General features: G+C 58.5%; 18 protein-coding genes. 16 read left to right on the forward strand and 2 right to left on the reverse strand.

Annotation, left to right across the window (positions count from 1 at the left end; all coding sequences use genetic code 11):
• Positions 1 to 77: 77 nt before the first annotated feature.
• Both ABU178_RS12670 and yegD read left to right on the forward strand, forming a co-directional pair.
• A complete protein-coding gene (locus ABU178_RS12670) occupies positions 78 to 2,666 on the forward strand; it encodes a diguanylate cyclase (protein WP_397215321.1) in 2,589 nt (862 codons plus the stop codon).
• 80 nt (positions 2,667 to 2,746) lie between these two features.
• Positions 2,747 to 4,099: a molecular chaperone gene (gene yegD / locus ABU178_RS12675; RefSeq protein WP_397215323.1), complete on the forward strand. Its 1,353-nt coding sequence runs from the start codon at positions 2,747 to 2,749 to the stop codon at positions 4,097 to 4,099.
• A 65-nt stretch (positions 4,100 to 4,164) separates the two neighbouring features.
• Here the strand turns inward: yegD and ABU178_RS12680 are convergent, their stop codons facing one another.
• Together ABU178_RS12680 and ABU178_RS12685 are read right to left on the reverse strand one after the other, a co-directional pair.
• Positions 4,165 to 5,505, reverse strand: a complete 1,341-nt coding sequence (locus ABU178_RS12680) for a carbohydrate porin (RefSeq protein ID WP_397215324.1) — start codon at positions 5,503 to 5,505, stop codon at positions 4,165 to 4,167.
• A gap of 219 nt (positions 5,506 to 5,724) precedes the next feature.
• Complete coding sequence (locus ABU178_RS12685; protein WP_397215326.1) at positions 5,725 to 6,687, reverse strand: aldo/keto reductase; 963 nt, start codon at positions 6,685 to 6,687, stop codon at positions 5,725 to 5,727.
• 245 nt (positions 6,688 to 6,932) lie between these two features.
• Between ABU178_RS12685 and ABU178_RS12690 the strand changes: the two genes are divergently transcribed.
• The 14 genes from ABU178_RS12690 (at position 6,933) to ABU178_RS12755 (ending at position 26,563) form a co-directional block, all read left to right on the forward strand.
• The gene (locus ABU178_RS12690) at positions 6,933 to 8,162 is read left to right on the forward strand and encodes an MdtA/MuxA family multidrug efflux RND transporter periplasmic adaptor subunit (RefSeq protein ID WP_397215327.1); all 1,230 of its coding nucleotides are present in this window, start codon (positions 6,933 to 6,935) and stop codon (positions 8,160 to 8,162) included.
• Positions 8,162 to 11,284 carry an MdtB/MuxB family multidrug efflux RND transporter permease subunit gene (locus ABU178_RS12695; protein ID WP_397215329.1) on the forward strand — a complete coding sequence of 1,041 codons (3,123 nt, stop codon included), beginning with the start codon at positions 8,162 to 8,164 and terminating at the stop codon, positions 11,282 to 11,284. The genes ABU178_RS12690 and ABU178_RS12695 overlap by 1 nt, the downstream gene beginning before the upstream one ends.
• The gene (mdtC, locus tag ABU178_RS12700; RefSeq protein ID WP_397215331.1) at positions 11,281 to 14,349 is read left to right on the forward strand and encodes a multidrug efflux RND transporter permease subunit MdtC; all 3,069 of its coding nucleotides are present in this window, start codon (positions 11,281 to 11,283) and stop codon (positions 14,347 to 14,349) included. The genes ABU178_RS12695 and mdtC overlap by 4 nt, the downstream gene beginning before the upstream one ends.
• A 70-nt stretch (positions 14,350 to 14,419) precedes the next feature.
• A complete protein-coding gene (gene vapB, locus ABU178_RS12705; protein ID WP_397215333.1) occupies positions 14,420 to 14,653 on the forward strand; it encodes a type II toxin-antitoxin system VapB family antitoxin in 234 nt (77 codons plus the stop codon).
• Positions 14,653 to 15,051, forward strand: a complete 399-nt coding sequence (gene vapC, locus ABU178_RS12710; RefSeq protein WP_397215335.1) for a type II toxin-antitoxin system tRNA(fMet)-specific endonuclease VapC — start codon at positions 14,653 to 14,655, stop codon at positions 15,049 to 15,051. Before vapB ends, vapC begins: the two co-directional genes overlap by 1 nt.
• A 17-nt stretch (positions 15,052 to 15,068) precedes the next feature.
• Positions 15,069 to 16,475: a multidrug transporter subunit MdtD gene (gene mdtD / locus ABU178_RS12715; protein WP_397215337.1), complete on the forward strand. Its 1,407-nt coding sequence runs from the start codon at positions 15,069 to 15,071 to the stop codon at positions 16,473 to 16,475.
• Complete coding sequence (baeS, locus tag ABU178_RS12720) at positions 16,472 to 17,857, forward strand: envelope stress sensor histidine kinase BaeS (RefSeq protein ID WP_397215339.1); 1,386 nt, start codon at positions 16,472 to 16,474, stop codon at positions 17,855 to 17,857. Before mdtD ends, baeS begins: the two co-directional genes overlap by 4 nt.
• A gap of 9 nt (positions 17,858 to 17,866) precedes the next feature.
• The gene (gene baeR, locus ABU178_RS12725; protein WP_397215341.1) at positions 17,867 to 18,574 is read left to right on the forward strand and encodes an envelope stress response regulator BaeR; all 708 of its coding nucleotides are present in this window, start codon (positions 17,867 to 17,869) and stop codon (positions 18,572 to 18,574) included.
• A gap of 120 nt (positions 18,575 to 18,694) precedes the next feature.
• Positions 18,695 to 20,071 (forward strand): prephenate-dependent tRNA uridine(34) hydroxylase TrhP, encoded by a 1,377-nt coding sequence (gene trhP / locus ABU178_RS12730; protein ID WP_397215343.1) that lies wholly within the window; start codon positions 18,695 to 18,697, stop codon positions 20,069 to 20,071.
• 301 nt (positions 20,072 to 20,372) lie between these two features.
• A complete protein-coding gene (yegS, locus tag ABU178_RS12735; protein WP_397215345.1) occupies positions 20,373 to 21,272 on the forward strand; it encodes a lipid kinase YegS in 900 nt (299 codons plus the stop codon).
• Positions 21,273 to 21,433: 161 nt separating this feature from the next.
• The gene (gene manD / locus ABU178_RS12740) at positions 21,434 to 22,648 is read left to right on the forward strand and encodes a D-mannonate dehydratase ManD (protein WP_397215347.1); all 1,215 of its coding nucleotides are present in this window, start codon (positions 21,434 to 21,436) and stop codon (positions 22,646 to 22,648) included.
• A gap of 10 nt (positions 22,649 to 22,658) precedes the next feature.
• Positions 22,659 to 23,669 (forward strand): Zn-dependent oxidoreductase, encoded by a 1,011-nt coding sequence (locus tag ABU178_RS12745; RefSeq protein ID WP_397215349.1) that lies wholly within the window; start codon positions 22,659 to 22,661, stop codon positions 23,667 to 23,669.
• Positions 23,670 to 23,747: 78 nt separating this feature from the next.
• Positions 23,748 to 25,034: an MFS transporter gene (locus ABU178_RS12750; protein WP_397215351.1), complete on the forward strand. Its 1,287-nt coding sequence runs from the start codon at positions 23,748 to 23,750 to the stop codon at positions 25,032 to 25,034.
• A gap of 68 nt (positions 25,035 to 25,102) precedes the next feature.
• Entirely contained in the window at positions 25,103 to 26,563 is a 1,461-nt protein-coding gene (locus tag ABU178_RS12755; protein WP_397215353.1) for a mannitol dehydrogenase family protein, read from the forward strand.
• Positions 26,564 to 26,603 lie beyond the last annotated feature (40 nt).

Raw genomic sequence — 26,603 nt, forward strand, 5'->3', positions numbered from 1 at the left:
TGTGCTAGCATGCCTGAAAATGAATAACTGGCGCATTTTTCGCCGTTGCGAATTGGTGCGCACTGCTGGATCCGTGCATGCCCTTTGAACTCTTTTCCACCTGGGGTGAAGGGCGTAACAGATGGCTGACAGCCTTGCTGATAGGCGCAGTCTGCTTTCTGCTTACGCTGTTTTGTCTGAAACTGGTACTGGTAAGCGGCCATATTTCTCCGCTGTGGTTTTCCACCACGCTGATGACCATCGTGGTGTTTCGCTGCGCCTCGCGCGCCGTGCCGCTGATCCTGGTGTGCTGTATGCTCGCCACCGCGCTGGCCAATGCGCTGATGTTTGGTCTGGCGCTGGCTAATCTGCAATATGCGCTGCTGAACGGGGTGCAGGCAGTGGTCGGCGGCCTGCTGCTGCGCGCGTTGCTGGATCGCCGCGCCCCGCTAAACTCATTAATAAGCTGGTGCCGCTTCCTGGTTTCGGTAGGTATCATCACGCCGCTGTTTGGCGCTCTTGTCGCGCTCTGGATGCTCAACATCAGCGGACAGGCTTCGCAGCATTTTTTTTATACCTGGATAATTTCCGAAGTGAGCGGCATGCTGGCGCTGGGTCCGGTGCTGCTGCTCTGGCCTTCGCTGTCCCGTCCCGGTCCCCGCCCCTGGCTGTTTGAAACCCTGGTGACGTTGCTGCTCACGCTTTGCGCCAGCTACTTTTCCCTGCGCTTTCTGCCCTGGCCTTTTACCTTTATCATTGTGGTTCTGTTCTGGTGCGCGGTGCGGCTGCCGAAGTTTGAAGCCTTCTTGCTCTTTTTCGCCAATGCCACGCTGATTTCGCTGTTGCTGGCGCTCAATCTGGTCACCATCACGGTAAATAATACCCTGTTCGACACCGTCTCGCCGTGGCTGCCCTTCTTGCTGGTGTTGATCCCCAGCCATATGATGGCGCTGGTGATGGATGCCTTTCGCCAGGAGAAAAACCATATCGCTGAGAGCGAAACCCGCTTTCGTCATGCCATGGAATATTCTGCTATCGGCATGGCGCTGGTTTCGCCGCAGGGCAGCTGGCTACAGGTTAATCAGTCGCTGTGCAGGACGCTGGGCTATCCCGCCGATGAACTGAAAAAGCTCAATTTTCAGCAGATTACTCATCCGGACGATCTGGATAACGATCTTCATCAGATCGAAAAAATCCTTAGCGGCGAAATTGCCTCCTATACGCTGGAAAAACGCTATTTTCGTAAAAATGGCGAGATTGTGTGGGCGCGACTGACCGTATCGTTAGTAAGCGATGCCCACCAGCAGCCGCTCTATTTTATTTCTCAGATTATCGATATTTCTGAACTGAAACAGAGCGAGCAGGTAAACCGTCGCCTGATGGAACGCATTACGCTGGCAAACGAAGCGGGCGGCATCGGCGTCTGGGAGTGGAACCTGGTCACCGGCGAAATGAGCTGGGACAAACGAATGTATGCGCTTTATGACGTTACCCAGCACGAACATCCCAGCTACGATCTCTGGCTGAGTCGTCTGAACCCCTGCGAGCGCCAGCACGCCGCGCTGACCGTGCAGCAGGCGATTGAGCAGCGCAGCGCTTTCAATCTTGAGTTCCGTATCGATCTGCCGCAGGGCGCACGCTATATCCGAACCCAGGCGAACCGCATTCTTACTCAAGATGGGCGCATTGAGCGCATGTTGGGTATCTGTCAGGACATCACTCACCTGCGCGCCCTGAACGAAGCGCTGTATCAGGAAAAAGAGCGCATGATGATCACCCTCGACTCCATTGGCGAGGCGGTGATCAGCACGGATGATAAAATGCGCGTGATCTTTATGAATCCGGTGGCGGAAAAGATGAGCGGCTGGACGCAGGAAGAGGCTGCCGGACGCGCCCTGAGCGACGTGCTGACCATTACCCAGGGCCAGGAAGGACCGGCGATTGAAAGCCAGTGGCTTCAGCAGCTACCGACGCAGAAAATCACACCCGATTTCGATGAGGATCTGGTGCTGAGCAATCGCAGCGGCGAAGGGTTCGCCATTTACTACAGCATCGCCCCGCTGAAAACGCTGGCGGGTGAAGATATCGGCGCCGTGATGGTCATTCAGGATGTCAGCGAGTCGCGCAAACTGTTGAAGAACCTGAGCTACAGCGCTTCACACGATATGCTGACGCGCCTGCCCAACCGCGCCAGCTTTGAACATCAGCTGAAGCGTCTGTTGAAAGACGCCGCCGACTCGCCGCATCAGCATGTGCTGGTGTTTGTGGATCTCGACAGGTTCAAGGCGGTCAATGATAACGCCGGTCACGCCGCCGGCGATGCCCTGCTGCGCGAACTCTCTGAGCTGATGTTGCGCACGCTGCGCAGCAGCGATTTTCTCGCGCGTCTCGGCGGCGATGAGTTCGGGCTTCTGATGCCCGGCTGTGATATCGATCAGGCTGGCAATGTGGTGCAGCGCATCGTTGAGGCCGTTAACAGCTACCGCTTCCAGTGGCAGGGCCGTCTCTATCAGGTTGGCGCCAGTGCCGGTCTGACGCAGATTGACGCGCAGAACTGTCAGAGCAGCGACGTGCTCTCCCAGGCGGATATCGCCTGCTACAACGCCAAACACAGCGGACGCGGTCAGTATGCGATTTTCTCTCCCGATCTCGCGATCACGGAATCACAGGCTGGCGGCCATAGCTGAAGCCGCGGCGCTTCAGTGATTGCCAGCCGCCGCAAGCTGCGCTAAAGTCGCCCCCTTTTTTCTCGCTTGCTGGGGGTAAAATGTTTATCGGTTTTGATTACGGTACGGCGAACTGTGCGGTCGCGGTGATGGACAACGGCACGCCGCGCATGCTGGCGCTGGAAAATGGCGATACGCTGCTGCCCTCGATGATCTGCGCGCCGACGCGGGAAGCAATCAGCGAATGGCTCTATCGCCATCATCACGTCGCCACGCCTGACAGCGAAACCACCGCCCTGCTGCAACGCGCCCTGCGCTTTAATCGCGAAGAGGATATTGAGGTCACGCCCGACAGCGTGAAATTTGGCCTCACTGCGCTGCAACAGTATATGGACGAGCCGGAAGATGTCTGGTTCGTTAAATCCCCCAAATCCTTTCTCGGCGCCAGCGGACTTAAGCCGCAGCAGATCGCCCTGTTTGAAGATTTAGTCTGCGCCATGATGCTGCATATTCGTCAGCAGGGCGAAACGCAGCTCGGGCAGTCAATCGATCAGGCGGTGATTGGCCGTCCGATTAACTTTCAGGGCCTCGGCGGCGGCGATGCCAACCAGCAGGCGCAGGGCATTCTGCTGCGCGCGGCGCAACGTGCCGGTTTCCGCGAGGTGGAATTCCAGTTTGAACCGGTTGCCGCCGGACTCGATTTTGAGGCTACGCTGGATAAAGAGACGCGCGTGCTGGTGGTAGACATCGGCGGCGGCACCACCGACTGCTCGATGCTGTTGATGGGACCAAAGTGGCGCAACAAAATCGATCGCCAGCAGAGCCTGCTGGGCCACAGCGGCTGTCGCGTGGGTGGTAACGATCTCGATATTACGCTGGCGTTTAAAACCCTGATGCCGCTGCTGGGCCTCGGCGGCAATACGCAAAAAGGGATCGCCTTGCCCGCGCTGCCCTGGTGGAACGCGGTGGCGATCAACGATGTGCCAGCCCAGAGCGAGTTTTACTCGGCAGCCTGCGGCAAGCTGCTGCGCGATCTGGTGCGCGATGCGCAGGAGAGCGAGATGGTGGCGCGCCTGCTGAAAGTCTGGCAGCAGAAGTTGAGCTATCGTCTGGTGCGTGCGGCGGAAGAGAGCAAAATCGCGCTGAGCGACCGCGCCGCTACCGAAGCGTCGCTGCCGTTTATCGCGTCGATGTTGCAGACCACGATTACCAATGGGATGTTGCAGGAGGCGATTGCCCAACCGCTGGAGCGGATTCTGGAGCAGGTGAAGCTGGCGCTGGCCAGCAGCGACGTGCGGCCAGATGTGATCTATCTCACCGGCGGCAGCGCACGCTCGCCGCTGTTACGCGCCGCGCTTCAGCAGGAGCTGCCACAGACGCCAATCGCCAGCGGTGACGATTTCGGCTCGGTCACCGCCGGTCTGGCGCGCTGGGCAGAGGTGCTGTTTCGTTAACAAACCGTTATCCCTGAACTGAAACGGCCCGCGCCGGATGCGAATCCGCGCGGGCCGTGTTGTTATCAGAATACGATGTTCGCGCTGATGCCGCCAACAAACGCATCCTTCACTTCGCTCACCGCACCCGGTGCCGTCACATATTGCAGATTCGGACGCAGCGCCAGCCAGTTAGTCAGATGGGCGTTATAGTAAATTTCATAGTCATATTCCGCGCCTTCCTGAATCGGCAGGTAAGTCGGACTATCGAAATCGCTCTCGCCGTTGGCCCGGTTCTGTTCGCGCAGCGAGCGGGTGTAATCGCTGTTTACGTGGATACGCGCCGCGCCAACGCCAATCTCATCCTGCGGACGGGCATCAAACGGCCCTTTCCAGGTAAAGGCGATGGACTGATAGTTGTCGGTTTTTGAGGTTTTGTGGTCGTTCATGACCGCCTGTACGATCACGCCGAGACCGCGGCTGGCATCTCCACCCTGGGATGTCAGCTGCTGCTGAGCAAGGATATAGCCGCCATAAGCATGATCTTTATCCTGATAGCCGCCGTCGCGCCAGCTGCCGTACACATCGCCATTCACCGAAGAGTAGTAATAGCCGATGCGATAGTTACCTGGCAGTTTGTCGGGACCAAAGGTCGGCTGCCAGCCCAGCTCTACCGGCACCAGGTTCCCTTCCGAGTTGTTGGTGTCGAAGCGGAAACCGTCGCCGCGATCGTAGTTGGCGGTGTTCTGATTATAAAAACCAACCTGGAAGAAAACTTCCGGCGTGATGTTCAGCTTCACGCGGCCGCCCCACTGGGAAACCGGCCAGTTGAACCAGCGATCGCCACGCCAGTTGCCCGCCTGCCCGCTGCCGAACGCCAGGTTCTGGAACAGGCTGTCAAACTTGTCAAAGTCCTCGCCCACGGTCACGCGTCCCGCTTTCACATTAACGGCGTTGTCAAACAGACCCTTGCTCAACCAGAACTGCGTCAGACGCCAGGTTTGTCCGCGACCATACACTTCCTGCACCGAGGAAAGCTGGCCGGTGCGGCGATCGGCGACCTGATCAGAGAGGTTTTGCCCGTCGCGATTGGTGATAGTGACCTGAAACTGCGCATCCTGCCAGTCCAGCAGTTTTTGCAGATCGAAACTGGCGCCAAACGCCCACTGGTCGCTGTAACGCATGGTGGTGTTGCTGTTTGCGCCGCCGCCGAGGTTAGCCGCGCTTTCCATGGTGTAGTTGACGTCAAACTTAACGCCTTCTTTCTCAAGCTGCGTGCGGTAGCCGTCCCAGTCGCCAAACATATACTGGGAATCATAGCTGAAGGCGTCCGCCGCCAGCGCGGAGCCGCTCAGCATGGCGAAAACCAGCGTACCCGTTGCCAGGGGACGCAGCGAAAAACAGTGCTCTGCTTTTTTTCTGTTCATGATTGTTTTCTTATGTGTGTATGAAAATTGCAGCGAGAATAATGCTGGAGAAACTTCAGTTTTTGTAAAAATGTGCGGATAAAAGCGCGGCTAAACAGCTAATTAGCGCATTTGTGAAGCAGATCGCTGAATAAAAATTTTCTTCGCATACTTCGCATTTTTTGCGCCGCGAAAAAAAGCAGGCAGGAGTAAGGGCGCAGAGCGCGCCCCGAAATGGCGCTACCAGGCGCTGGCCTGATTCAGCTCGGCAATTTCCTGCTTGCTGAGGAAAAGCTGCGTGGCTTTTACCAAATCTTCCAGCTGTTGCAGAGAGGTGGCGCTGACAATCGGCGCGGTAATGCCGGGACGGGCAATTTGCCAGGCGAGCGCAACCTGGGTGGGCGTTGCGTCATGAGAATCGGCGATATCATCCAATGCGGAAAGGATTTTCAGGCCACGCGGATTAAGATATTTCTCTACCACGCCCTGCCCGCGCGGGCTTTTGCCGGCATCCTCTTTGCTGCGGTATTTCCCGCTGAGAAAGCCGCTCGCCAGAGAATAGTAGTTAATCACGCCGAGGCCATGTTTTATCGCCACCTCTTCCAGCGCGCTTTCATAGCCCTGACGATCGTAAAGATTATATTCCGGTTGCAACGTCTCATAGCGCGCCAGGCCATTTTTCTCACTGGTTTCCAGCGCCTCCTGCAATCGCGCCGCGTTGTAGTTAGAGGCGCCGATGGCGCGTACTTTTCCTTCCTTGATCAGAGAATCGAAAGCGCCCAGGGTTTCCGCCAGCGGCGTATCTTCATCGTCGCGATGGGCCTGATAGAGATCGATATAGTCGGTTTGCAGACGACGCAGCGAATCTTCCACCGCCTGGCGGATGTACTGCGGCTTCAGGCCCTGTTTTTCTGGCGTCAGTTCCATACCGACTTTGGTGGCCAGCACAATGCGATCGCGTTTGCCGCTCTGCTTCAGCCACTTGCCGATAATGGTTTCCGATTCGCCGCCTTTGTTGCCCGGCGCCCAGCGCGAATAGACGTCGGCGGTATCGATAAACCACAGCCCTTTTTCCAACAGCGCATCCAGCAGAGAAAAGGAGGTCTCCTGATCCACCGTCCAGCCAAAAACATTACCGCCAAAAGTGAGTTTTGGTACCTGAATGCCGCTGTCTCCCAGCTGCCGGGTTTCGTTCTGATTCATCATCTGCTCCTTTTGTATAATGAAAAACGTCTGTCACTCAGCATAGCAAAAGCAAAAAGCGGCTTAAGGCTTTCTTCAGTCTGTTTAATTGCAGAACAGCAATACTTACTCTGGCTATACAGTTATCCTTATTTCCTTCAACTTTTCGCCGTTTCAGCCGTCTACAATCAATAGTTTTGCGGGTTCCCGGTTTTTTGCGCCCGCGTTAATTGGATGATTACACCGCAGGAGAGCACCTGAACGCCATGAAAGCCCGACATCCCTTACTGAAAACAAGCCTGATTGTGCTGGTGATTGCCGTCGCCGCTGCAGGCGTTTACTACTGGTGGCAGCATCCGACGCAACCCAATACCGATACCTCAGCCGACGCCCGACCACAACGAGGCAAAGGCGGCGGCGCCCGCCGTCCGCTGGCGCCGGTCCAGGCGGCGACCGCCGAAACGCAAAGCGTGCCGCAATACCTGAGTGGGTTAGGCACCGTGATGGCCGCCAACACGGTAACGATTCGCAGTCGTGTGGATGGCGAGCTGATGGCGATTCACTTCAAAGAGGGTCAGCAGGTAGAAGCGGGCCAGCTGCTGGCGGAGATCGATCCGCGTCCGTTTCAGGTGGCGCTGACCCAGGCCGAAGGGCAGCAGGCGCGCGATCAGGCGACACTGGCTAACGCGCGCCGCGACCTGGCGCGTTATGAAAAGCTGGCAAAATCGCAGGTTGCCACGCAGCAGGAACTGGATACCCAGCGCGCGCTGGTGAGCGAAACGCTCGGCACCCTGAAAGCGGATCAGGGCAGCGTAGAGAGCGCCCGGCTGAATCTCGCCTACAGCCGTATCACCTCGCCGATTGCGGGTCGCGTCGGCCTGAAACAGGTGGATATCGGCAACTACATTACCAGCGGCGACACCAACGGATTAGTGGTGATTACTCAGACCCATCCGATCGATGTGGTATTCAGCGTGGCGGAGAACAACATCAGCCAGATCCTGAAGGCGCAAAAGAACGGCCAGCCGCTGAGCGTGGAGGCCTGGGATCGCAGCAACAAAACGCTGTTAACCACCGGCGCGCTGCTCAGCCTCGACAATCAGATTGACGCCACCACCGGCACCATCAAGCTGAAAGCGCGTTTCGACAATCAGGACGACACGCTGTTTCCCAACCAGTTTGTCAATGCCCGTCTGAAAGTGAACACCTTGCAGGATGCGGTGGTGATCCCCACGGCAGCGCTGCAAATGGGCAATGAAGGCAATTTCGTCTGGGTAGTGAACAGCGACAACAAGGTCAGCAAAAAGAGCGTGACCGCAGGCATTCAGGACAGCCAGAAAGTAGTAATAAATGCCGGGCTGGAAGCGGGCGAACGCGTGGTGACGGACGGGCTGGATCGCCTGACGGAAGGCGCGCAGGTGGAAGTGGTTGCGCCGCAAAGTACCGCAGCGCGCAGCAGCCGCACCGCGCAGCCAGCAAAGGGAGGTCGCGACTGATGCAGGTGATGCCTCCCGATGCCAGCGGCGGGCCCTCCCGCCAGTTTATCCTGCGCCCGGTGGCGACCACGCTGTTGATGATAGCGATTCTGCTGGCGGGCGTGCTGGGCTACCGTTTTCTGCCGGTATCGGCACTGCCAGAGGTCGATTACCCGACCATTCAGGTGGTGACGCTCTATCCCGGTGCCAGCCCGGACGTTGTCACCTCCGCCATCACCGCGCCGCTGGAGCGCCAGTTTGGTCAGATGTCCGGCCTGAAGCAGATGGCGTCGCAAAGTTCGGGCGGCGCGTCGGTGATTACCCTGCAGTTTCAGCTGACGCTGCCGCTGGATGTAGCCGAGCAGGAGGTGCAGGCGGCCATCAACTCCGCCACCAATCTGCTGCCCAACGATCTGCCTAACCCTCCGGTTTATAACAAGGTCAACCCGGCGGATCCGCCCATCGTGACGCTGGCGGTCACCACCACCAGCATGCCGATGACTCAGGTGCAGGACATGGTAGAGACGCGCGTTGCGCAGAAAATCGCCCAGGTCTCCGGTGTGGGGCTGGTGACGCTTTCCGGTGGCCAGCGACCCGCTGTGCGCGTGAAGATGAACAGTCAGGCGCTGGCGGCGCTCGGTCTCAGCAGTGAGGATGTGCGCAGCGCCATCAGCAATGCCAACGTCAACTCGGCGAAAGGCAGTCTTGACGGCCCGACGCGCTCCATCACCCTTTCCGCCAACGATCAGATGAAATCTGCCGAGGATTATCGCCAGCTGATTGTCAGCTACAGCAACGGTTCCGCCGTCAGGCTCGGCGATGTGGCAACCATTGAACAAGGCGCCGAAAACAGTTGGCTCGGCGCCTGGGCCAACCGCCAACAGGCGATTGTGTTGAACGTGCAGCGTCAGCCCGGCGCCAATATCATCGCGACCGCCGATAATATTCGCGCCATGCTGCCCGCCCTCACCGCTTCGCTGCCTAAATCGGTGGAGGTGAAGCTGTTGAGCGATCGCACCACCAATATTCGCGCCTCGGTGGCGGATACGCAGCATGAGCTGATGCTGGCGATCGCGCTGGTGGTGATGATCATTTATCTGTTTCTGCGCAACGTACCGGCGACGATTATTCCCGCCGTGGCGGTGCCGCTGTCGTTGGTCGGCACCTTTGCCGCCATGTACTTTCTCGATTTCTCGATCAATAACCTGACGCTGATGGCGCTCACCATCGCCACCGGCTTTGTGGTAGATGACGCTATCGTGGTAATTGAGAACATTTCGCGCTATATCGAAAAAGGCGAAAAGCCGCTGACGGCTGCGCTGAAGGGTGCGGGCGAGATCGGATTTACCATTATCTCGCTGACCTTTTCGCTGATCGCCGTGCTGATCCCGCTGCTGTTTATGGGCGATGTGATTGGCCGCCTGTTTCGCGAGTTCGCCGTGACGCTGGCAATATCGATCCTGATCTCCGCCGTGGTGTCGCTGACGCTGACGCCGATGATGTGCGCGCGCATGCTGAGCGCCGAATCGCTGCGCAAGCAGAACCGCTTCTCCCGCGCCAGCGAGGCGTTCTTCGATCGGGTGATTGCCGCCTACGGTCGCGGTCTGAAGCGCGTGCTGAATCATCCCTGGCTGACGCTGTCGGTGGCCCTTTCAACTCTGCTGCTTACCGTGCTGCTGTGGCTGTTTATTCCCAAAGGCTTTTTCCCGCAGCAGGATAACGGCATTATTCAGGGCACCTTGCAGGCGCCGCAGAGTGTCTCTTATGCCAATATGGCGCAGCGCACGCGCGATATTGCCTCCATCATCATGAAGGATCCGGCGGTACAGAGCCTGACTTCCTTTGTTGGCGTTGACGGCACTAACGCCGCGCTGAACAGCGCCCGCCTGCAAATCAACCTGAAACCGCTGGCGGAACGCGACGACCGCGTGTTCGCCGTGCAGCAGCGGCTGCAACAGGCGGTTGCTAAAATGCCGGGCGTGCAGCTCTGGCTTCAGCCGGTGCAGAATCTCACCATCGAAACCCAGTCAAGTCGCACCCCTTACCAGTTCACGCTGCAATCGGGTTCGCTGGAGTCGCTGAGCAAATGGGTACCAACGCTGCTCGGCCAGCTGCAAACGCTGCCGCAGCTGCGCGACGTCAGCAGCGACTGGCAGGATCAGGGGCTGGAAGCATATATCAACGTGGACCGCGACAGCGCCAGCCGTCTGGGCATTTCTATGGCGGACGTGGACAATGCCTTGTATAACGCCTTTGGTCAGCGACTCATCTCCACCATCTATACCCAGGCGAACCAGTATCGCGTGGTGCTGGAGCAGGAGAACAGCGCGACGCCGGGACTCGCCGGGCTGGATGGCATTCGTCTCATCAGCAGTGCAGGCGGCAGCGTGCCGCTCAGCGCCATCGCCAGGGTTCAACAACGCCACACCGCGCTGAGCATCAACCATCTGGATCAGTTTCCCTCCGCCACCTTCTCGTTTGATGTCGCTGACGGCTACTCGCTGGGCGATGCGGTACAGGCGGTAAACGACGCGGAGAGTCAGCTCGGCCTGCCCGCCGAGCTGATGACGCAGTTCCAGGGCAGTACGCTGGCGTTTGAGGCGGCGCTTTCCAGCACTGTCTGGCTGATCGTGGCGGCCATCGTGGCGATGTATATCGTGCTGGGGATACTGTATGAAAGCTTTATCCACCCGATCACCATTCTCTCCACGCTGCCGACCGCCGGGGTAGGCGCATTGCTGGCTCTGATGTTAAGCGGTCACGAGCTGGATATCATCGCCATTATCGGCATTATCCTGCTGATCGGCATCGTGAAGAAAAACGCCATCATGATGATCGACTTCGCGCTGGCCGCCGAGCGCGAACAGGGTATGGCGCCCTACGATGCCATTTATCAGGCCTGCCTGCTGCGTTTCCGTCCGATTCTGATGACCACCCTGGCGGCGCTGCTCGGCGCGCTGCCGCTGATGATCAGTAGCGGCGTCGGCGCTGAACTGCGCCATCCGTTGGGCATCGCGATGGTCGGCGGCCTGATCCTCAGCCAGATTCTCACGCTGTTTACCACGCCGGTGATCTATCTGCTGTTTGATCGTCTCGCCCATGCGTCCCGCCGCCGCTTCCATCGCGGGGAGGCTCAGCCGTGAGGTTTTTTGCTCTGTTTATTCACCGGCCGGTCGCCACCACGCTGCTGACGCTGGCCATTGCGCTGGCGGGCATCCTCGGCTTTCGCCTGCTGCCGGTTGCCCCCTTGCCGCAGGTGGATTTCCCGGTGATTCTGGTCTCCGCCTCGCTGCCCGGCGCCTCGCCGGAGACCATGGCCTCGTCGGTGGCGACGCCGCTGGAGCGCTCACTGGGCCGCATCGCGGGCGTCAGCGAGATGACCTCCACCAGCTCGCTCGGCAGCACGCGTATCATTCTGGTGTTTGATTTTGATCGTGACATCAACGGCGCGGCGCGCGATGTTCAGGCGGCGATCAACGCGTCGCAGAGCCTGCTGCCAACGGGCATGCCGAGCCGACCAACCTACCGCAAGGCGAACCCGTCGGACGCGCCGATCATGATCCTGACGCTGACCTCCGATATCTATAATCCGGGTCAGCTCTACGACTACGCCTCTACCCAGCTGGCGCAAAAGCTGTCGCAGATTGAGGGGGTGGGCGACGTCACCGTGGGCGGCAGCTCGTTGCCGGCGGTGCGCGTGGCGCTCAATCCGCAGGCGCTGTTTAATCAGGGCGTGTCGCTGGATGCGGTGCGCGAGGCGATCGGCAACGCCAACCAGCGGCGGCCGCAGGGCGCGCTGGAGGATAGCCAGCAGCGCTGGCAGCTGCGCACCAATGACGAGCTGAAAACGGCGAAAGAGTATCAGCCGCTGATTGTGCACTATAACAACGGCGCGGCGGTCAGGCTGGATGACGTGGCGACGGTGCAGGATTCGGTGCAGGATGTGCGCAACGCCGGGATGTCGAACGGCAAACCGGCGGTGCTGCTGGTGGTGCGCAAAACGCCAGAAGCGAACGTGATCGATACCGTGGATCGCATCCGCGCTGAGCTGCCGGAACTGCATGAGGTGGTTCCGGCAGCAATCGATCTGCAAATCGCGCAGGATCGTTCGCCGACCATTCGCGCCTCGCTGCATGAGGTGGAGCAATCGCTGAGCATCGCCGTGGTACTGGTGATTCTGGTGGTGTTTGTTTTCCTGCGCTCCGCGCGCGCCACGCTGATCCCTGCCGCCGCGGTGCCGGTTTCGCTGATTGGCACCTTCGCTGCGATGTACCTGTGCGGCTTCAGCCTGAATAACCTGTCGCTGATGGCGCTGACCATCGCCACCGGCTTTGTGGTGGATGATGCGATTGTGGTGCTGGAGAATATTTCGCGCCACGTCGAGGCGGGCATGAAACCCTTGCAGGCGGCGTTGCGAGGAGTGCAGGAAGTGGGTTTCACCGTGCTTTCCATGAGCCTGTCGCTGATTGCCGTGTTCCTGCCGCTGGTAATGATCGGCGGACTGATTGGCCGCTTCTTCTCTGAGTTCGCCATCACCCTCTCGGTGGCGATTGTGATTTCGCTTTTTATCTCCGTAACCCTGACGCCCATGATGTGCGCGTATCTGCTGAAGCCGCATCGCCCGCAAAGCCAGCCGCGGCGGCGCGGCGCTGGGCGCGTTCTGCTCGCCGTGCAGCAAGGCTATGGCCGCTCGCTGACCTGGGTGCTGAATCATGCGCGCTGGACGCTGTTGGTGCTGCTCGCCACCATCGGATTAACCATCTGGCTGTTTATCACCATTCCCAAAACCTTTTTGCCGGAACAGGATACCGGCCGCCTGACCGGCTTTATCTCTGCCGATCAGAGCATCTCGTTCCAGGCGATGCGCGGCAAGCTGGAAGATTTTATGCAGATTGTCAGCGCCGATCCGGCGGTGGATAACGTTACCGGCTTCACCGGGGGGTCGCGCACCAATAGCGGTTCGATGTTTATCTCCCTGAAGCCGCTGTCGGAACGCAGCGAGAGCGCGCAGCAGGTGATCGCCCGTCTGCGCGGCAAGCTGGCGAAAGAGCCGGGCGCGAATCTCTACCTTAACGCGGTACAGGATATTCGCGTCGGCGGGCGTGAAGCCAATGCCAGCTATCAGTACACGCTGCTCTCCGATAACCTGGACGATTTGCGCGAGTGGGAGCCGAAGATCCGTCAGGCTTTCTCCGCCCTGCCCCAGCTCACGGACGTAAACTCCGATCAGCAGGACAAAGGCAGCGAGATGGCGCTGATTTACGATCGTGAAAGCATGGCGCGTCTTGGCATTGATGTCGCCGACGCCAATGCCTTGCTGAACAACGCCTTTGGCCAGCGCCAGATCTCCACCATCTATCAGCCGCTGAACCAGTACAAAGTGGTAATGGAGGTGGATCCGCGCTATACCCAGGATATCAGCGCGCTGGATCAGATGTTTGTGGTCAACAGCGACGGCAAAGCGATTCCCCTCTCCTGGTTCGCCCAGTGGCAGCCCGCTAACGCCCCGCTTTCGGTGAATCATCAGGGATTGTCGGCAGCCTCCACTATCGCTTTCAATCTGCCGGAGGGGGTGCCGCTGTCGGAGGCATCCGCCGCCATCGACCGCGCCATGACCGCGCTCGGTGTGCCTTCCAGCGTTCGCGGTAGCTTTGCCGGTACTGCGCAGGTGTTCCAGCAGTCGCAGTCGAGTCAGGTGTGGCTGATGCTGGCGGCCATCGCCGCGGTCTATATCGTGCTGGGGATCCTGTATGAAAGCTATATTCACCCGCTAACGATTCTTTCTACCCTGCCTTCGGCGGGCGTCGGCGCGCTGTTGGCGCTGGAGCTGTTCGATACGCCGTTCAGCCTGATTGCGCTGATCGGCATTTTGCTGCTGATCGGCATCGTGAAGAAAAACGCCATCATGATGGTGGATTTCGCGCTGGAGGCGCAGCGCAACGGCAATCTCAGCGCGCGCGAGGCGATTTTCCAGGCCTGCCTGCTGCGTTTCCGGCCCATTCTGATGACCACGCTTGCGGCGCTGCTGGGCGCGCTGCCGCTGGTGCTGACCAGCGGTGACGGCGCGGAGCTGCGTCAGCCGCTTGGCATCACCATCGCCGGAGGGCTGGTCATGAGCCAACTGTTGACGCTCTATACCACGCCGGTGGTTTATCTGATGATGGATAAGCTGCGGCGCAAAAAACGGCGAGAGCTGGCGCTGCAATAACTGCTCTATACCCTTGCTATCGAGCATAGCAAGGGTAAAATTTAGTCAGACTCTTATTCAGGAGATGGAAATGTCAAAAGGCACTGTGTTTACCAGTAACCGCACGCAAAACGTGCGCATCCCGGCAGACGTTCGTTTTCCGGATAATGTCAAAAGCGTGACGGTACGCGCCATTGGCAAAGAACGAATCCTTTCTCCGGTTGAAAACGCCTGGGATAGCTTTTTTCTTTCAGAGCAAACCGTGAGCGACGATTTCATGAACGAACGGGCATCACAGGAGCAGCCAGACAGGGAGTCGTTCTGATGCACCGCTACATGCTGGATAGCAACATCGTTATTTATGTCATCAAGCGGCGGCCCATTGAAATTCTGGATAAATTTAATGCCAACGCGGGCCGCATGGTGATCTCGACGATTACCCTGGCAGAACTGATTCATGGCGCTGAAAAGAGCGCTTATCCTGAACGCAATCTGCGCACCGTGGAGGATTTTACTTCGCGGCTGGATGTGGTGAGTTATGACGATAAAGCGGCCTTTCATTATGGCGCGATACGCGCAGCCCTTGAACGTAAAGGCATGCCCATCGGCCTGAACGATATGCATATTGCCGCGCACGCACGCAGCGCAGGTTTAACGCTGGTCAGCAACAATTTGCGCGAATTCACGCGTGTTGATGGCCTGATTTGCGAAAACTGGCTTTGAGATAACAGGATTCCGCTATGAGCTCTCAGGACGCCACCATTCGCTGGCAACTCTGGATTGTCGCCTTCGGCTTCTTTATGCAGACGCTGGATACCACCATCGTTAATACCGCCCTGCCGGCGATGGCGAGTGACCTTGGCGTTGATCCGCTGCATATGCACTCGGTGATTGTTTCATACGTGCTCACGGTGGCGGTAACCCTGCCGGTGAGCGGCTGGCTGGCGGATCGCTTCGGCGTCCGCAATGTCTTCTTTTCCGCCATCGTGCTGTTCAGCATCGGTTCGCTGCTCTGCGCCTTCTCCACCAGCCTCGATCAGCTGGTGATGGCACGCGTGGTGCAGGGGATCGGCGGCGCGATGATGGTGCCGGTTGGTCGCCTGACGGTGATGAAAATCGTGCCGCGCGAGCAGTATATGGCGGCGATGACCTTCGTGACGCTGCCGGGACAGATTGGCCCGCTGGTCGGCCCGGCGCTCGGCGGCGTGCTGGTGCAGTATGCCAGCTGGCACTGGATCTTCCTGATTAACATTCCGGTCGGCATCGTCGGCGCGATCGCCACCATGACGCTGATGCCCAACTATCAAATGCAGACGCGGCGTTTCGATTTTTCCGGCTTTCTGCTGCTGGCGGTAGGGATGGCGACCTTGACTCTGGCGCTGGACGGCCAGCGCAGCGCGGGCGGCTCGCCACTGCTGCTCGGCGCGATGGTGCTGGCGGGCGTCTTTTCTCTGCTCTTCTACCTGATGCATGCGCGCGCCAACGACAATGCGCTGTTCAGCCTGAAGCTGTTTGATAATCACATCTATACCCTCGGCCTGCTCGGCAGCCTGACCGGGCGTATCGGCAGCGGAATGCTGCCGTTTATGACGCCGATTTTTTTGCAGATCGGCATGGGCTACAGCCCGTTTCATGCCGGTTTGATGATGATCCCGATGGTGCTCGGCAATATGGGCATGAAGCGGCTGGTGGTGCGCATCGTCAACCTCTTTGGCTACCGCAACGTGCTTACCGTCTCCACCGTGGCGCTGGCGGTGGTGGTGGTGCTGTTTCCGCTAGTGGCGCTGCTTGGCTGGGTCTGGCTGCTGCCGCTGGTGCTGTTTTTACAGGGCATGGTCAACGCCATCCGTTTCTCTTCAATGAATACGCTGACGCTGAAAGAACTGCCGGATGAGCTGGCTTCCAGCGGCAATAGCCTGCTGTCGATGATTATGCAGCTGTCGATGAGTATCGGCGTGACCATCGCAGGCCTGCTGCTGGGCGCCTTTGGTCAGAGCGAGGCGGCCAACAGCGAGGCGGCGCACCAGACCTTTATCTATACCTACCTCTGCATGGCGGTGATCATTATTTTGCCCGCCCTGATCTTCTGGCGCGTACCGAAAGAGATAAGTAAAAACGTTGACCTGAAACGCAGGAGAAAAGCATGACGCAGAAAATGCGTTTCGGGATTGGCGCCAAGCTGTTTATGGCGATCTTCTCTACCTGCATGCTGGTGCTGATTACTATGCATTGGGGCGTGCGCCTGAGCTTTGAGCATGGCTTTGTGGATTACATCAAGCGCAGCAACGAGCAGCGTCTGAATATGCTAAGCGACGCGCTCTCCGATCAATATGAACAGCACGGCAACTGGGATTTTCTGCGCCATAACAACCGGTTGGTCTTCACCATCTTGCGTTCGCTGGAGCAGAATCCCGACAGCAACAATCAGCTGCCGCCGCACGGCTGGCGCACGCAGTTCTGGATTATCGATCAGCAATACAAGGTGCTGGTCGGCCCGCGCTCGCCGGTGCCGCCGGAGGGATCGCGGCGCAATATCACCACCAGCACAGGTAAAATCGTCGGCTGGGTGATCGGATCGCCGCCGGAGCGCCTGACGCGCAGCACCGATATTAATTTTGACCGCCAGCAGCGGCGCACCAGCTGGCTGATTGTCGGGCTTTCCACGCTGCTGGCGGCGCTGGTCACCTGGCTGATGGCGCGTGGCCTGCTGGCGCCGGTGAAACGGCTGGTGGACGGCACCCACCATCTGGCGGCGGGCGATTTCGCCACGCGCGTGGAGGTAAGCAGCCAGGATGAGTTGGGTCAGCTGGCGCAGGATTTCAACCGGCTGGCCAGCTCGCTGGAAAAAAACGAGAGCAACCGGCGCGCATTTATGGCCGATATCTCCCATGAGCTGCGCACGCCGCTGGCGATTTTACGCGGCGAGCTGGAAGCGATGCAGGATGGGGTGCGCAAGCTAACGCCGGAGGCGCTCGCCTCGCTGCAGAGCGAAGTGGTGGTGCTGACCAAGCTGGTGGAGGATCTTCATCAGCTTTCACTCTCCGATGAGGGAGCGCTTGCTTACCGCAAACAGAGCACCGATCTGGTTCATCTGCTGGAAGTGGTGGCCGGCAGCTTTGGCGAGCGCTACCGCGCCCATCCGCTGCGCTTACAGCTGGATCTGCCGGGAAAAGCCACTTTTTTTGGCGATCCCGACCGCCTGATACAGCTGTTTACCAATCTGCTGGAAAACAGTCTGCGCTATACCGATGCAGGCGGCACGGTGCGCGTGCGCCTGTGGGAAGAGGCGCAGCGCTGGCAACTGACCTTTTCCGACAGCGCGCCGGGCGTCGACGCGCCGCAGCAGGCGCAGATTTTCGAGCGTTTTTACCGCACGGAAAGCTCGCGCAACCGCGCCAGCGGCGGCTCCGGCCTGGGCCTGGCGATCTGCAAAAACATTGTCGAAGCGCATGGCGGCACGATTTCTGCGGAGCACTCTGATTTAGGTGGACTGAAAATAGCGCTACAATTGCCCTATGTTTCCCATTAGTCGTTGACCATGAGCCAGGATAAAGCGGATCCCCTGATCCTTGTTGTAGAAGATGAGCCCAAGCTGGCGCAGTTGATGATCGATTATCTGCAGGCGTCCAACTACCGCACCCACCATATTGCTGACGGCGCTCAGGTGCTGGAGTATGTGCAGCAGACGCCGCCCGATTTACTGCTGCTCGATGTGATGCTGCCGGGCCGCGATGGCCTCTCACTCTGTCGCGAAATTCGTCGCTTTTCCGAATTGCCGATCATCATGGTGACCGCGCGCACGGAGGAGATCGATCGCCTGCTCGGTCTGGAAATTGGCGCCGATGACTATATCTGCAAGCCCTTCAGCCCGCGTGAAGTGGTGGCGCGCGTCAAAACCATTCTGCGCCGTTGCAAACGCAGCCCGGAAGAGGTGCAGAAAGCGTCGCTGCTGGTGATCGACGAAGGCCGTTTTCACGCCAGCTGGCGTGAACAGCCGCTGGAGCTGACGCCCGCCGAGTTCCGCCTGCTGAAAACCCTGGCGCTGGAGCCGGGCAAGGTGTTCTCACGCGAGCAGCTGTTGAATCATCTTTATGATGATTACCGCGTGGTCACTGACCGCACCATCGACAGCCACATCAAAAACCTGCGTCGCAAGCTGGAAACCCTCGATAGCGAACAACCTTTTATTCGCGCCGTCTACGGTATGGGCTACCGCTGGGAAGCGGATCTCTGTCGTTTGATCTAGCGCAATTTACTTCCCGCGCTACGCTGCCTACAATTCCCCACCTTTTGCAGGGCCGTTTCATCACGGCCGCTGCACGTACCCTGCTCTGCGGTACGCTGACCTGATATCAGTGAGAACACCATGTTTAAACCGGAACTGCTCTCCCCGGCGGGAACGCTGAAAAATATGCGCTACGCCTTCGCCTATGGCGCCGATGCCGTTTATGCCGGCCAGCCGCGCTATAGCCTGCGCGTGCGCAACAACGAATTCAATCATGAAAACCTGGCGAAAGGGATTATGGAAGCGCATGCGCTGGGGAAAAAGTTTTATGTGGTGGTGAACATCGCGCCGCATAACGCCAAGCTGAAAACGTTTATTCGCGACCTTGAGCCGGTGGTTGCCATGGAGCCGGACGCGCTAATCATGTCCGACCCCGGCCTGATTATGCTGGTGCGTGCCGCCTTTCCTGCGATGCCGATTCATCTTTCGGTGCAGGCCAACGCGGTCAACTGGGCCACGGTGAAATTCTGGCAGCAGCAGGGGTTAAGCCGTGTCATCCTGTCACGCGAGCTGTCGCTGGAGGAGATCGAGGAGATTCGCCAGCAGGTGCCGGAGATGGAGCTGGAGGTGTTTGTTCACGGCGCGCTCTGCATGGCCTATTCCGGTCGCTGCCTGCTCTCCGGCTACCTGAATAAGCGCGACCCGAACCAGGGCACCTGCACCAACGCCTGCCGCTGGGAATACAGCGTGCAGGAGGGCAAAGAGGATGAGGTGGGCAATATCGTGCAGCAGTATGAGCCGATTCCGGTGCAGCAGGTTGAACCGACCCTTGACGCAGGCCAGCCCAGCGACAAACTCTTTTTGCTGGAAGAGAAGCTCAAGCCCGGCGAGGTGATGTCTGCCTTTGAAGATGAGCATGGCACCTACATCATGAACTCAAAAGATCTGCGCGCCGTGGCGCACGTTGAACGTCTGAGCCGCATGGGCGTGCATTCACTGAAAATTGAAGGCCGCACTAAATCGTTTTACTACTGCGCGCGCACCGCGCAGGTCTATCGCCGCGCCATTGATGATGCAGCGGCGGGCAAACCTTTCGATGCGTCGCTGCTCAGCACGCTGGAAGGTCTGGCGCATCGCGGCTACACCGAGGGTTTTTTACGTCGCCACACCCATGACAGCTACCAGAACTATGAGCAAGGCTACTCCGTCTCCGATCGTCAGCAGTTTGTCGGTGAATTTACCGGCGAGCGGCGCGGTCAGCTGGCGGAAGTGGCGGTGAAAAACAAGTTTATGCTGCAGGACAGCCTGGAGATCATGACGCCAGCGGGCAACATGACCTTTACGTTGCAAGAGATGGAGAATAGCAAAGGCGAAGCGGTGACGGTGGCGCCGGGCGACGGCCATAAGGTCTGGCTGCCGGTGCCACAAAGGGTCGAACTGGCGTACGGACTGCTGCTACGCAACTTTACTAACGGCAGCAGCACGCGCGATCCCCATCGTAAAACCACCGCGGTGTAAAAACGATTCAGGGAAGTTAGAGAGGGATCACAGACCATTGTTACGCGATCTCGTACACTCGCGCCTGCTGTCAACAACCAACAATAAAAAGCAGTCTTCACCAGGAACCACCTCATTCACCCGCCCGGCTCCCCCGTGCGGGTTTTCTTTTTTCCGCTTTCGCCGATATTTTCTCGCTACAGCTATGCTATATCCTGAATGTTCCCGGTTGCAGCAGGCGCGTGCATCCGCCGACATCTCTGCTGCCCGGAATATCAGGGTCAGTTAATTTTATATTTTGTAGCGATTCAAGGACCGAAATATGAATAAACAACCGCTCACGCTGCTCATTCTGAATGGTAAAGGCGCAGGTAACGAAGCGCTGCGCACAGCGGTAAACACGCTGCGCGAGGAAGGTTTCAACATTGCCGTTCGAGTGACCTGGGAAAAAGATGACGGCCTGCGCTACGTCGATGAGGCAATGGCATTGCGGGCAGAAACCGTGGTTGCCGGCGGCGGCGACGGCACCGTTAACGAGATTGCCACCGCGCTGGCGATGTTGCCTGCGGCCAGGCGTCCGGTACTCGGCATCCTGCCGCTCGGCACCGCTAACGATTTCGCTACCAGCGCCGGGATCCCTGAAGAGATGGAGTCCGCGCTGCGTCTGGCGATCCTCGGCAAAGCGGTGATGATTGATATCGCGCAGGTCAACCAGCAACGCTACTTCATCAATATGGCGACCGGCGGCTTCGGCACGCGCATCACCAGCGAAACGCCGGAGAAGCTGAAGTCGGCGCTGGGCGGGGTCTCCTACCTTATTCACGGCCTGACGCGCGTCGATGCGCTCAAGCCCGACAGCTGCCAGATTGAAGGCCCCGGCTTTCACTGGAAAGGCGACGCGCTGGTGATCGGCATCGGCAACGGTCGCCAGGCGGGCGGCGGCCAGCGCCTCTGTCCTGCGGCGCTGGTCAATGACGGCGAGCTTGATGTCAGCATTGTCACTACCCAGGAGCTGCTGCCGACCCTGTTCCACTCCCTGACCAGTGACGAAGAGAATCCCAATATCGTCAGCACCCGCTTAAAGTCGTTAACGATTCGCGCGCCGAGCGAAATGACGTTTAATCTGGATGGCGAACCGCTCTCCGGCCGCGAGTTCAGCATTAAGGTACTACCCGGCGCGCTGGCCTGCCGTTTGCCGCCGCAGTGCCCGCTGATGGCGTAATTTTCCTGCTGCCACCGGGCTTTTCCCGGTGGTGCCCCCTCCTCTGGTCAGCCAATGCAAAAAACATGTGACTCTGTTCACAACTTCATTACATTAACTTGTATGGTAGTATGAACGCGCGTATTTTTTCATCATCAACTGTAAGAAACAGGGCCATTGGGATGAAAATTGTTAACGCTGAAGTATTCGTAACCTGTGCAGGCAGGAACTTTGTTACCGTCAAAATCACCACGGATGACGGCATCACCGGCATTGGCGATGCCACACTCAATGGCCGCGAACTGCCGGTCGCCTCTTATCTGAAAGATCATGTTTGCCCACAGCTGATTGGCCGCGACGCCCATCAAATCGAAGATATCTGGCAGTATTTCTATAAAGGCGCCTACTGGCGTCGCGGACCGGTAACCATGTCGGCGATTTCTGCGGTGGATATGGCGCTGTGGGACATCAAAGGCAAAGCCGCCAATATGCCGGTTTATCAGCTGCTGGGCGGCGCGTCGCGCACCGGGGTGATGGTTTATTGCCACACCACCGGCCACGGTATTGATGAAGTGATGGATGACTACGCCAAACACAAGGAGATGGGCTTTAAAGCGATTCGCGCCCAGTGCGGCGTGCCGGGAATGAAAACCACCTACGGTATGGCGAAAGGCAAAGGGCTGGCCTACGAACCGGCGACCAAAGGCAACTGGCCGGAAGAGCAGCTCTGGTCAACAGAGAAGTACCTCGATTTTACGCCGAAGCTGTTTGCCGCCATCCGTGAAAAGTTCGGCTTCGACGAGCATCTGCTGCATGACATGCACCATCGCTTAACCCCTATTGAAGCGGCGCGCTTCGGCAAAAGCGTGGAAGATTATCGTCTGTTCTGGATGGAAGATCCGACGCCAGCGGAAAATCAGGAATGTTTCCGCCTGATCCGTCAGCACACCGTGACGCCAATTGCCGTGGGCGAAGTGTTCAACAGCATCTGGGATTGCAAGCAGCTGATCGAAGAGCAGCTGATTGACTATATCCGCACCACCATTACCCACGCAGGCGGCATCACCGGCATGCGCCGCATCGCCGACTTCGCCTCGCTTTATCAGGTGCGCACCGGCTCGCACGGTCCTTCCGACCTGTCGCCAGTTTGCATGGCCGCCGCGCTGCACTTCGATCTCTGGGTGCCGAACTTTGGCGTTCAGGAGTATATGGGCTTCTCCGAACAGATGATGGAGCTGTTTGACGCCAACTGGACCTTCGATAACGGCTACATGCATCCGGGCGACAAGCCGGGCCTCGGCATTGAGTTCAACGAAAAGCTGGCCGCGAAATATCCCTATGAACCCGCCTATCTGCCGGTTGCGCGCCTGGAAGACGGCACGCTGTGGAACTGGTAAGGAGCGCAAGATGAAAAGTGTCGTTATTCAGCAACCTGGCGAACTGGCGCTGAGCGAACGTGAACTGCCGCAGCCTGCGGCGGGTGAAGTACGCGTTAAGGTGCAATACGCCAGCATCTGCGGCTCCGATGTCCATATCTGGCACGGCCATAACCCGTTCGCCAAATATCCGCGCGTGATTGGCCATGAGTTTTTCGGTCTGATCGACGCGGTAGGCGACGGCGTGGAGACCAGCCGTGTCGGCGAGCGGGTCGCGGTGGATCCGGTGGTGAGCTGTGGCCACTGCTATCCCTGCTCCGTGGGCCGTCCGAACGTCTGTAAAACGTTGCAGGTGATCGGCGTACACCGCGACGGCGGTTTCAGCGACTATGCGCTGGCGCCCGCGGAGAATGCGTACCGCCTGCCCGCCTCGATCCCCGATAAGCTGGCAAGCCTGGTGGAACCTTTCACGATTGCGGCCAATATCACTGCCTTTTTGCAGCCGCAGTCGGGCGATACCGCGCTGGTATACGGCGCAGGCCCGATGGGGCTGACCGCCATTCAGGTGCTGAAAGGGGTTTACGGCGTGAAACAGGTGCTGGTGGTGGATCGTCTGCCGGAGCGTCTGGATCTGGCGCTGGCGAACGGCGCCGACAACGTCTTTAACAACAGCGAAACGCCGCTTGCGGCGCAGCTGGAAGGGATTCAGCCGACGCTGATTATTGATGCCGCCTGTCATCCCTCCATTCTGGCGGAAGCCGCTGCTCTCGCCTCGCCAGCGGCGCGTATCGGCCTGCTGGGCTTCTCGGGTGAGCCGTGCAGCATTACGCAGCAGAGCCTGACGAGCAAGGAGCTGTCGCTATTCACCTCGCGTCTTAACAGTAAGCGTTTTCCGCAGGTGATTGAATGGATGGATAAAGGGCTGATCCAACCGGAAAAACTGGTCACGCACTATTTTCCGTTGAATGAAATCGAACGTGCCATGACGCTGTTCGAAAAAGACCCACGTACCTGCTGCAAAGTCATTCTGCAAATGGGGTAAGCTCACCCCAACGCCAGGTCCCCCTGTCGGTGCGTACCCGCCGGCAGTATTACTATAAGATGAGATGTCGGAGCTTCTATGTTCAAGAACCTGCGCTGGACCCTCGTACTGCTGTTATTCCTTGTCTACATGATTAACTACCTCGATCGTGTGGCGCTCTCCCTGACCGTACCCATGGTGGAAAAAGATCTGATGATCAATGCCGAGCAGTTCGGCATGATTTTCGGCAGCTTCTTCTTTGGCTACGCCATGTTCAATTTCGTCGGCGGCCTCGCCACCGATAAGTTCGGCCCGAAAATCGTGCTGGGCGCGGCGGTGGGCCTCTGGTCAATCTTCTGCGGCATGACGGCGCTGGCTACCGGCTTCTGGTCGCTGCTGATCCTGCGCGTGCTGTTCGGCATGGCGGAAGGTCCGATTTGCGCCTCGGCGAACAAAGCGATCAACGGCTGGTTTCCCAAGAAACAGGCGGCTACCGCGATGGGCCTGCTGAGCGCCGGTTCGCCGCTGGGTGGCGCCGTTGCCGGTCCGATTATTGGTTATCTGGCGCTGGCTTATGGCTGGCGTCCCGCCTTCGCCATCATTTGTCTGATCGGTTTGATTTGGATGGCGATTTGGTTCTTTGTCGCGGCGGACAATCCGGCGAAAAGTAAACATGTCTCTGCGGAAGAGCGTGCGCTGGTGGAAAGAATGAAGGCGCAGCAATCATCAGGCGACGAGGCCGATCTGGCTGAAGCGTCGCACGGTCTGGGCTACTACCTGCGCCAGCCGATTATTCTGGTCACCGCCTTCGCCTTCTTCAGCTACAACTACATTCTGTTTTTCTTCCTGAGCTGGTTCCCCGCCTATCTGGTGCAGGCGCACGGCCTGGATATCAAAGCGATGAGCATCACCACTATGATCCCGTGGATCGTGGGCTTCGTTGGCCTGGCGCTGGGCGGCTGGATCTCCGATAAGATCTTTAACATCACCGGTAAGCTGCTGCTGTCACGCAAAATTGTGCTGGTGGTCTCACTGCTTGCCGCTGCGGTTTGCGTCGCGCTGGCCGGTACGATAAAAGAGGTGAATTCTGCGGTGATGATGATGTCGATCTCCATCTTCTTCCTCTACATCACCGGCGCTATCTACTGGGCGATAATTCAGGATGTGGTGCATAAGAGTCGCGTCGGCAGCGTCAGCGGTTTTATCCACCTGATCGGCAGCCTCTCCGGCATCATCGGCCCGATTGTGACCGGTTTTATCGTGCAGCACACCGGCAAATTCGACAGCGCCTTTGTGCTGGCTGGCGTGATTGCCGCGCTGGGCGCGCTGCTGGTGATGTTTGTGATTCGCAGCCCGAAGGTGACCAACAAAGCGGTTTCCGTCTGAGGGCGCGTTCCTGATTTATCACACTGTTTACGGGGCGCAAGGCGCCCCGTTTGCCATAAGGACACACTATGTTAGAGCTTGATCGCCTTCCTGCCGATATCCCGCGTCCCGCCTGGGACCGCAGCCGGTTAAAAACCCGTATGGTGCATATTGGCTTCGGCGCCTTTCATCGCGCCCATCAGGCGCTGTGCAGCGATAAGCTGGCCGAACAGGGCAGCGACTGGGGCTATTGCGAAGTGAATCTCAACAGCGGCGCGCTGATTCAGGCGCTGCGCGATCAGCAGTTGCTCTATACCGTTACCGAAATGGCGGGCGACAGTCTCTCTACCCGCGTGATTGGGGTGATTACCGCCGCGCTGCATGGCAAAGGCGACGGTATTGAGGCGGTGATCGAGGCGATGAGCCAGCCCGATATCGCCATCGTTTCCATGACCGTGACGGAAAAAGGTTACTGCCACTCCCCCGCCAGCGGCAACCTGAATGCCGATCACCCCGATATTCAGCATGACCTGCAACAACCGGACGCGCCGCGTTCGTTGCCGGGAGTGATCCTCGCCGCCATTCGCCGCCGCCGCGATCGCGGATTTGCGCCGTTCAGCGTAATGTCCTGTGACAATATGCCGGAAAACGGCCATGTGACGCGCAACGTCATCACGCAACTGGCGCAGCTACAGGATAGCGATCTGGCGAGCTATATTCAGGAACACCTGAGCTTTCCCTCAAGCATGGTGGATCGCATCGTTCCGGCAATGACCGACGAAGCCTTTGCTGCCCTGAGCGCGCGGCTCGGCTGTGAGGATCCGGTCGCGGTAGAGGCGGAGCCTTTCTTTCAGTGGGTTATTGAAGATAATTTTGTCAGCGGACGTCCCGCCTGGGAAAAAGCGGGCGCCGAGCTGGTGAACGATGTATTGCCGTTTGAAGAGATGAAGCTGCGCATGCTGAACGGCAGCCACTCTTTCCTCGCTTATATCGGCTATCTGGCGGGCTATCAGCACATCAGCGATTGCATGGCCGACCCGCATTTGAAGCAGGCCGCCCGTGCGCTGATGTTGCAGGAACAGGCACCGACGCTGCGTACCACCGGAGTGGATCTGACGGCCTATGCCGACTCGCTGATTACGCGTTATGAGAACCTTGCCATCAAGCATCGCACCTATCAGATTGCCACCGACGGTACGCAAAAGCTGCCGCAACGCCTGCTCGACGGCGTGCGCTGGCATTTAGCTCACGACAGCCGCTGTGACCTGCTGCTGTTGGGCGTGGCCGCATGGATGCGTTACGTCAGCGGCGTCGATGAGCAAGGCAAGGTTATTGAGATCAAGGATCCGCTGAAAGCGGAGCTGGCGCAGTGCGTGGCACAAAGTGAAGATGGCGAGGCGCGGGTTCGCGCTCTGCTGGCGCTAAAAACGGTTTTTGCTGAGGATTTAGCGCAAAATGACGCTTTTGTTACGCGACTTTGTCAGCTTTACAACCAGCTCTGTCAGCAGGGCGCTCGCGCCACGGTGCAGCAGGTGATAGCCAGCTACTGATTGTTCAGTAGCAAAACCGCTGGCGCAGGCGAAGCGCGCT

It is taken from the genome of Pantoea osteomyelitidis (genome assembly GCF_044342975.1).
GTDB classification, from domain to species: domain Bacteria; phylum Pseudomonadota; class Gammaproteobacteria; order Enterobacterales; family Enterobacteriaceae; genus Pantoea; species Pantoea osteomyelitidis.

What these genes read in the sequence shown, in the direction of transcription:
- ABU178_RS12670 (WP_397215321.1), top strand. Translation starts at nt 78, where the DNA reads ATGCCCTTTGAACTCTTTTCCACCTGGGGTGAAGGGCGTAACAGATGG.
- yegD (WP_397215323.1), top strand. Translation starts at nt 2,747, where the DNA reads ATGTTTATCGGTTTTGATTACGGTACGGCGAACTGTGCGGTCGCGGTG.
- ABU178_RS12680 (WP_397215324.1), bottom strand. Translation starts at nt 5,505, where the DNA reads ATGAACAGAAAAAAAGCAGAGCACTGTTTTTCGCTGCGTCCCCTGGCA.
- ABU178_RS12685 (WP_397215326.1), bottom strand. Translation starts at nt 6,687, where the DNA reads ATGAATCAGAACGAAACCCGGCAGCTGGGAGACAGCGGCATTCAGGTA.
- ABU178_RS12690 (WP_397215327.1), top strand. Translation starts at nt 6,933, where the DNA reads ATGAAAGCCCGACATCCCTTACTGAAAACAAGCCTGATTGTGCTGGTG.
- ABU178_RS12695 (WP_397215329.1), top strand. Translation starts at nt 8,162, where the DNA reads ATGCAGGTGATGCCTCCCGATGCCAGCGGCGGGCCCTCCCGCCAGTTT.
- vapB (WP_397215333.1), top strand. Translation starts at nt 14,420, where the DNA reads ATGTCAAAAGGCACTGTGTTTACCAGTAACCGCACGCAAAACGTGCGC.
- vapC (WP_397215335.1), top strand. Translation starts at nt 14,653, where the DNA reads ATGCACCGCTACATGCTGGATAGCAACATCGTTATTTATGTCATCAAG.
- mdtD (WP_397215337.1), top strand. Translation starts at nt 15,069, where the DNA reads ATGAGCTCTCAGGACGCCACCATTCGCTGGCAACTCTGGATTGTCGCC.
- baeS (WP_397215339.1), top strand. Translation starts at nt 16,472, where the DNA reads ATGACGCAGAAAATGCGTTTCGGGATTGGCGCCAAGCTGTTTATGGCG.
- baeR (WP_397215341.1), top strand. Translation starts at nt 17,867, where the DNA reads ATGAGCCAGGATAAAGCGGATCCCCTGATCCTTGTTGTAGAAGATGAG.
- trhP (WP_397215343.1), top strand. Translation starts at nt 18,695, where the DNA reads ATGTTTAAACCGGAACTGCTCTCCCCGGCGGGAACGCTGAAAAATATG.
- yegS (WP_397215345.1), top strand. Translation starts at nt 20,373, where the DNA reads ATGAATAAACAACCGCTCACGCTGCTCATTCTGAATGGTAAAGGCGCA.
- manD (WP_397215347.1), top strand. Translation starts at nt 21,434, where the DNA reads ATGAAAATTGTTAACGCTGAAGTATTCGTAACCTGTGCAGGCAGGAAC.
- ABU178_RS12745 (WP_397215349.1), top strand. Translation starts at nt 22,659, where the DNA reads ATGAAAAGTGTCGTTATTCAGCAACCTGGCGAACTGGCGCTGAGCGAA.
- ABU178_RS12750 (WP_397215351.1), top strand. Translation starts at nt 23,748, where the DNA reads ATGTTCAAGAACCTGCGCTGGACCCTCGTACTGCTGTTATTCCTTGTC.
- ABU178_RS12755 (WP_397215353.1), top strand. Translation starts at nt 25,103, where the DNA reads ATGTTAGAGCTTGATCGCCTTCCTGCCGATATCCCGCGTCCCGCCTGG.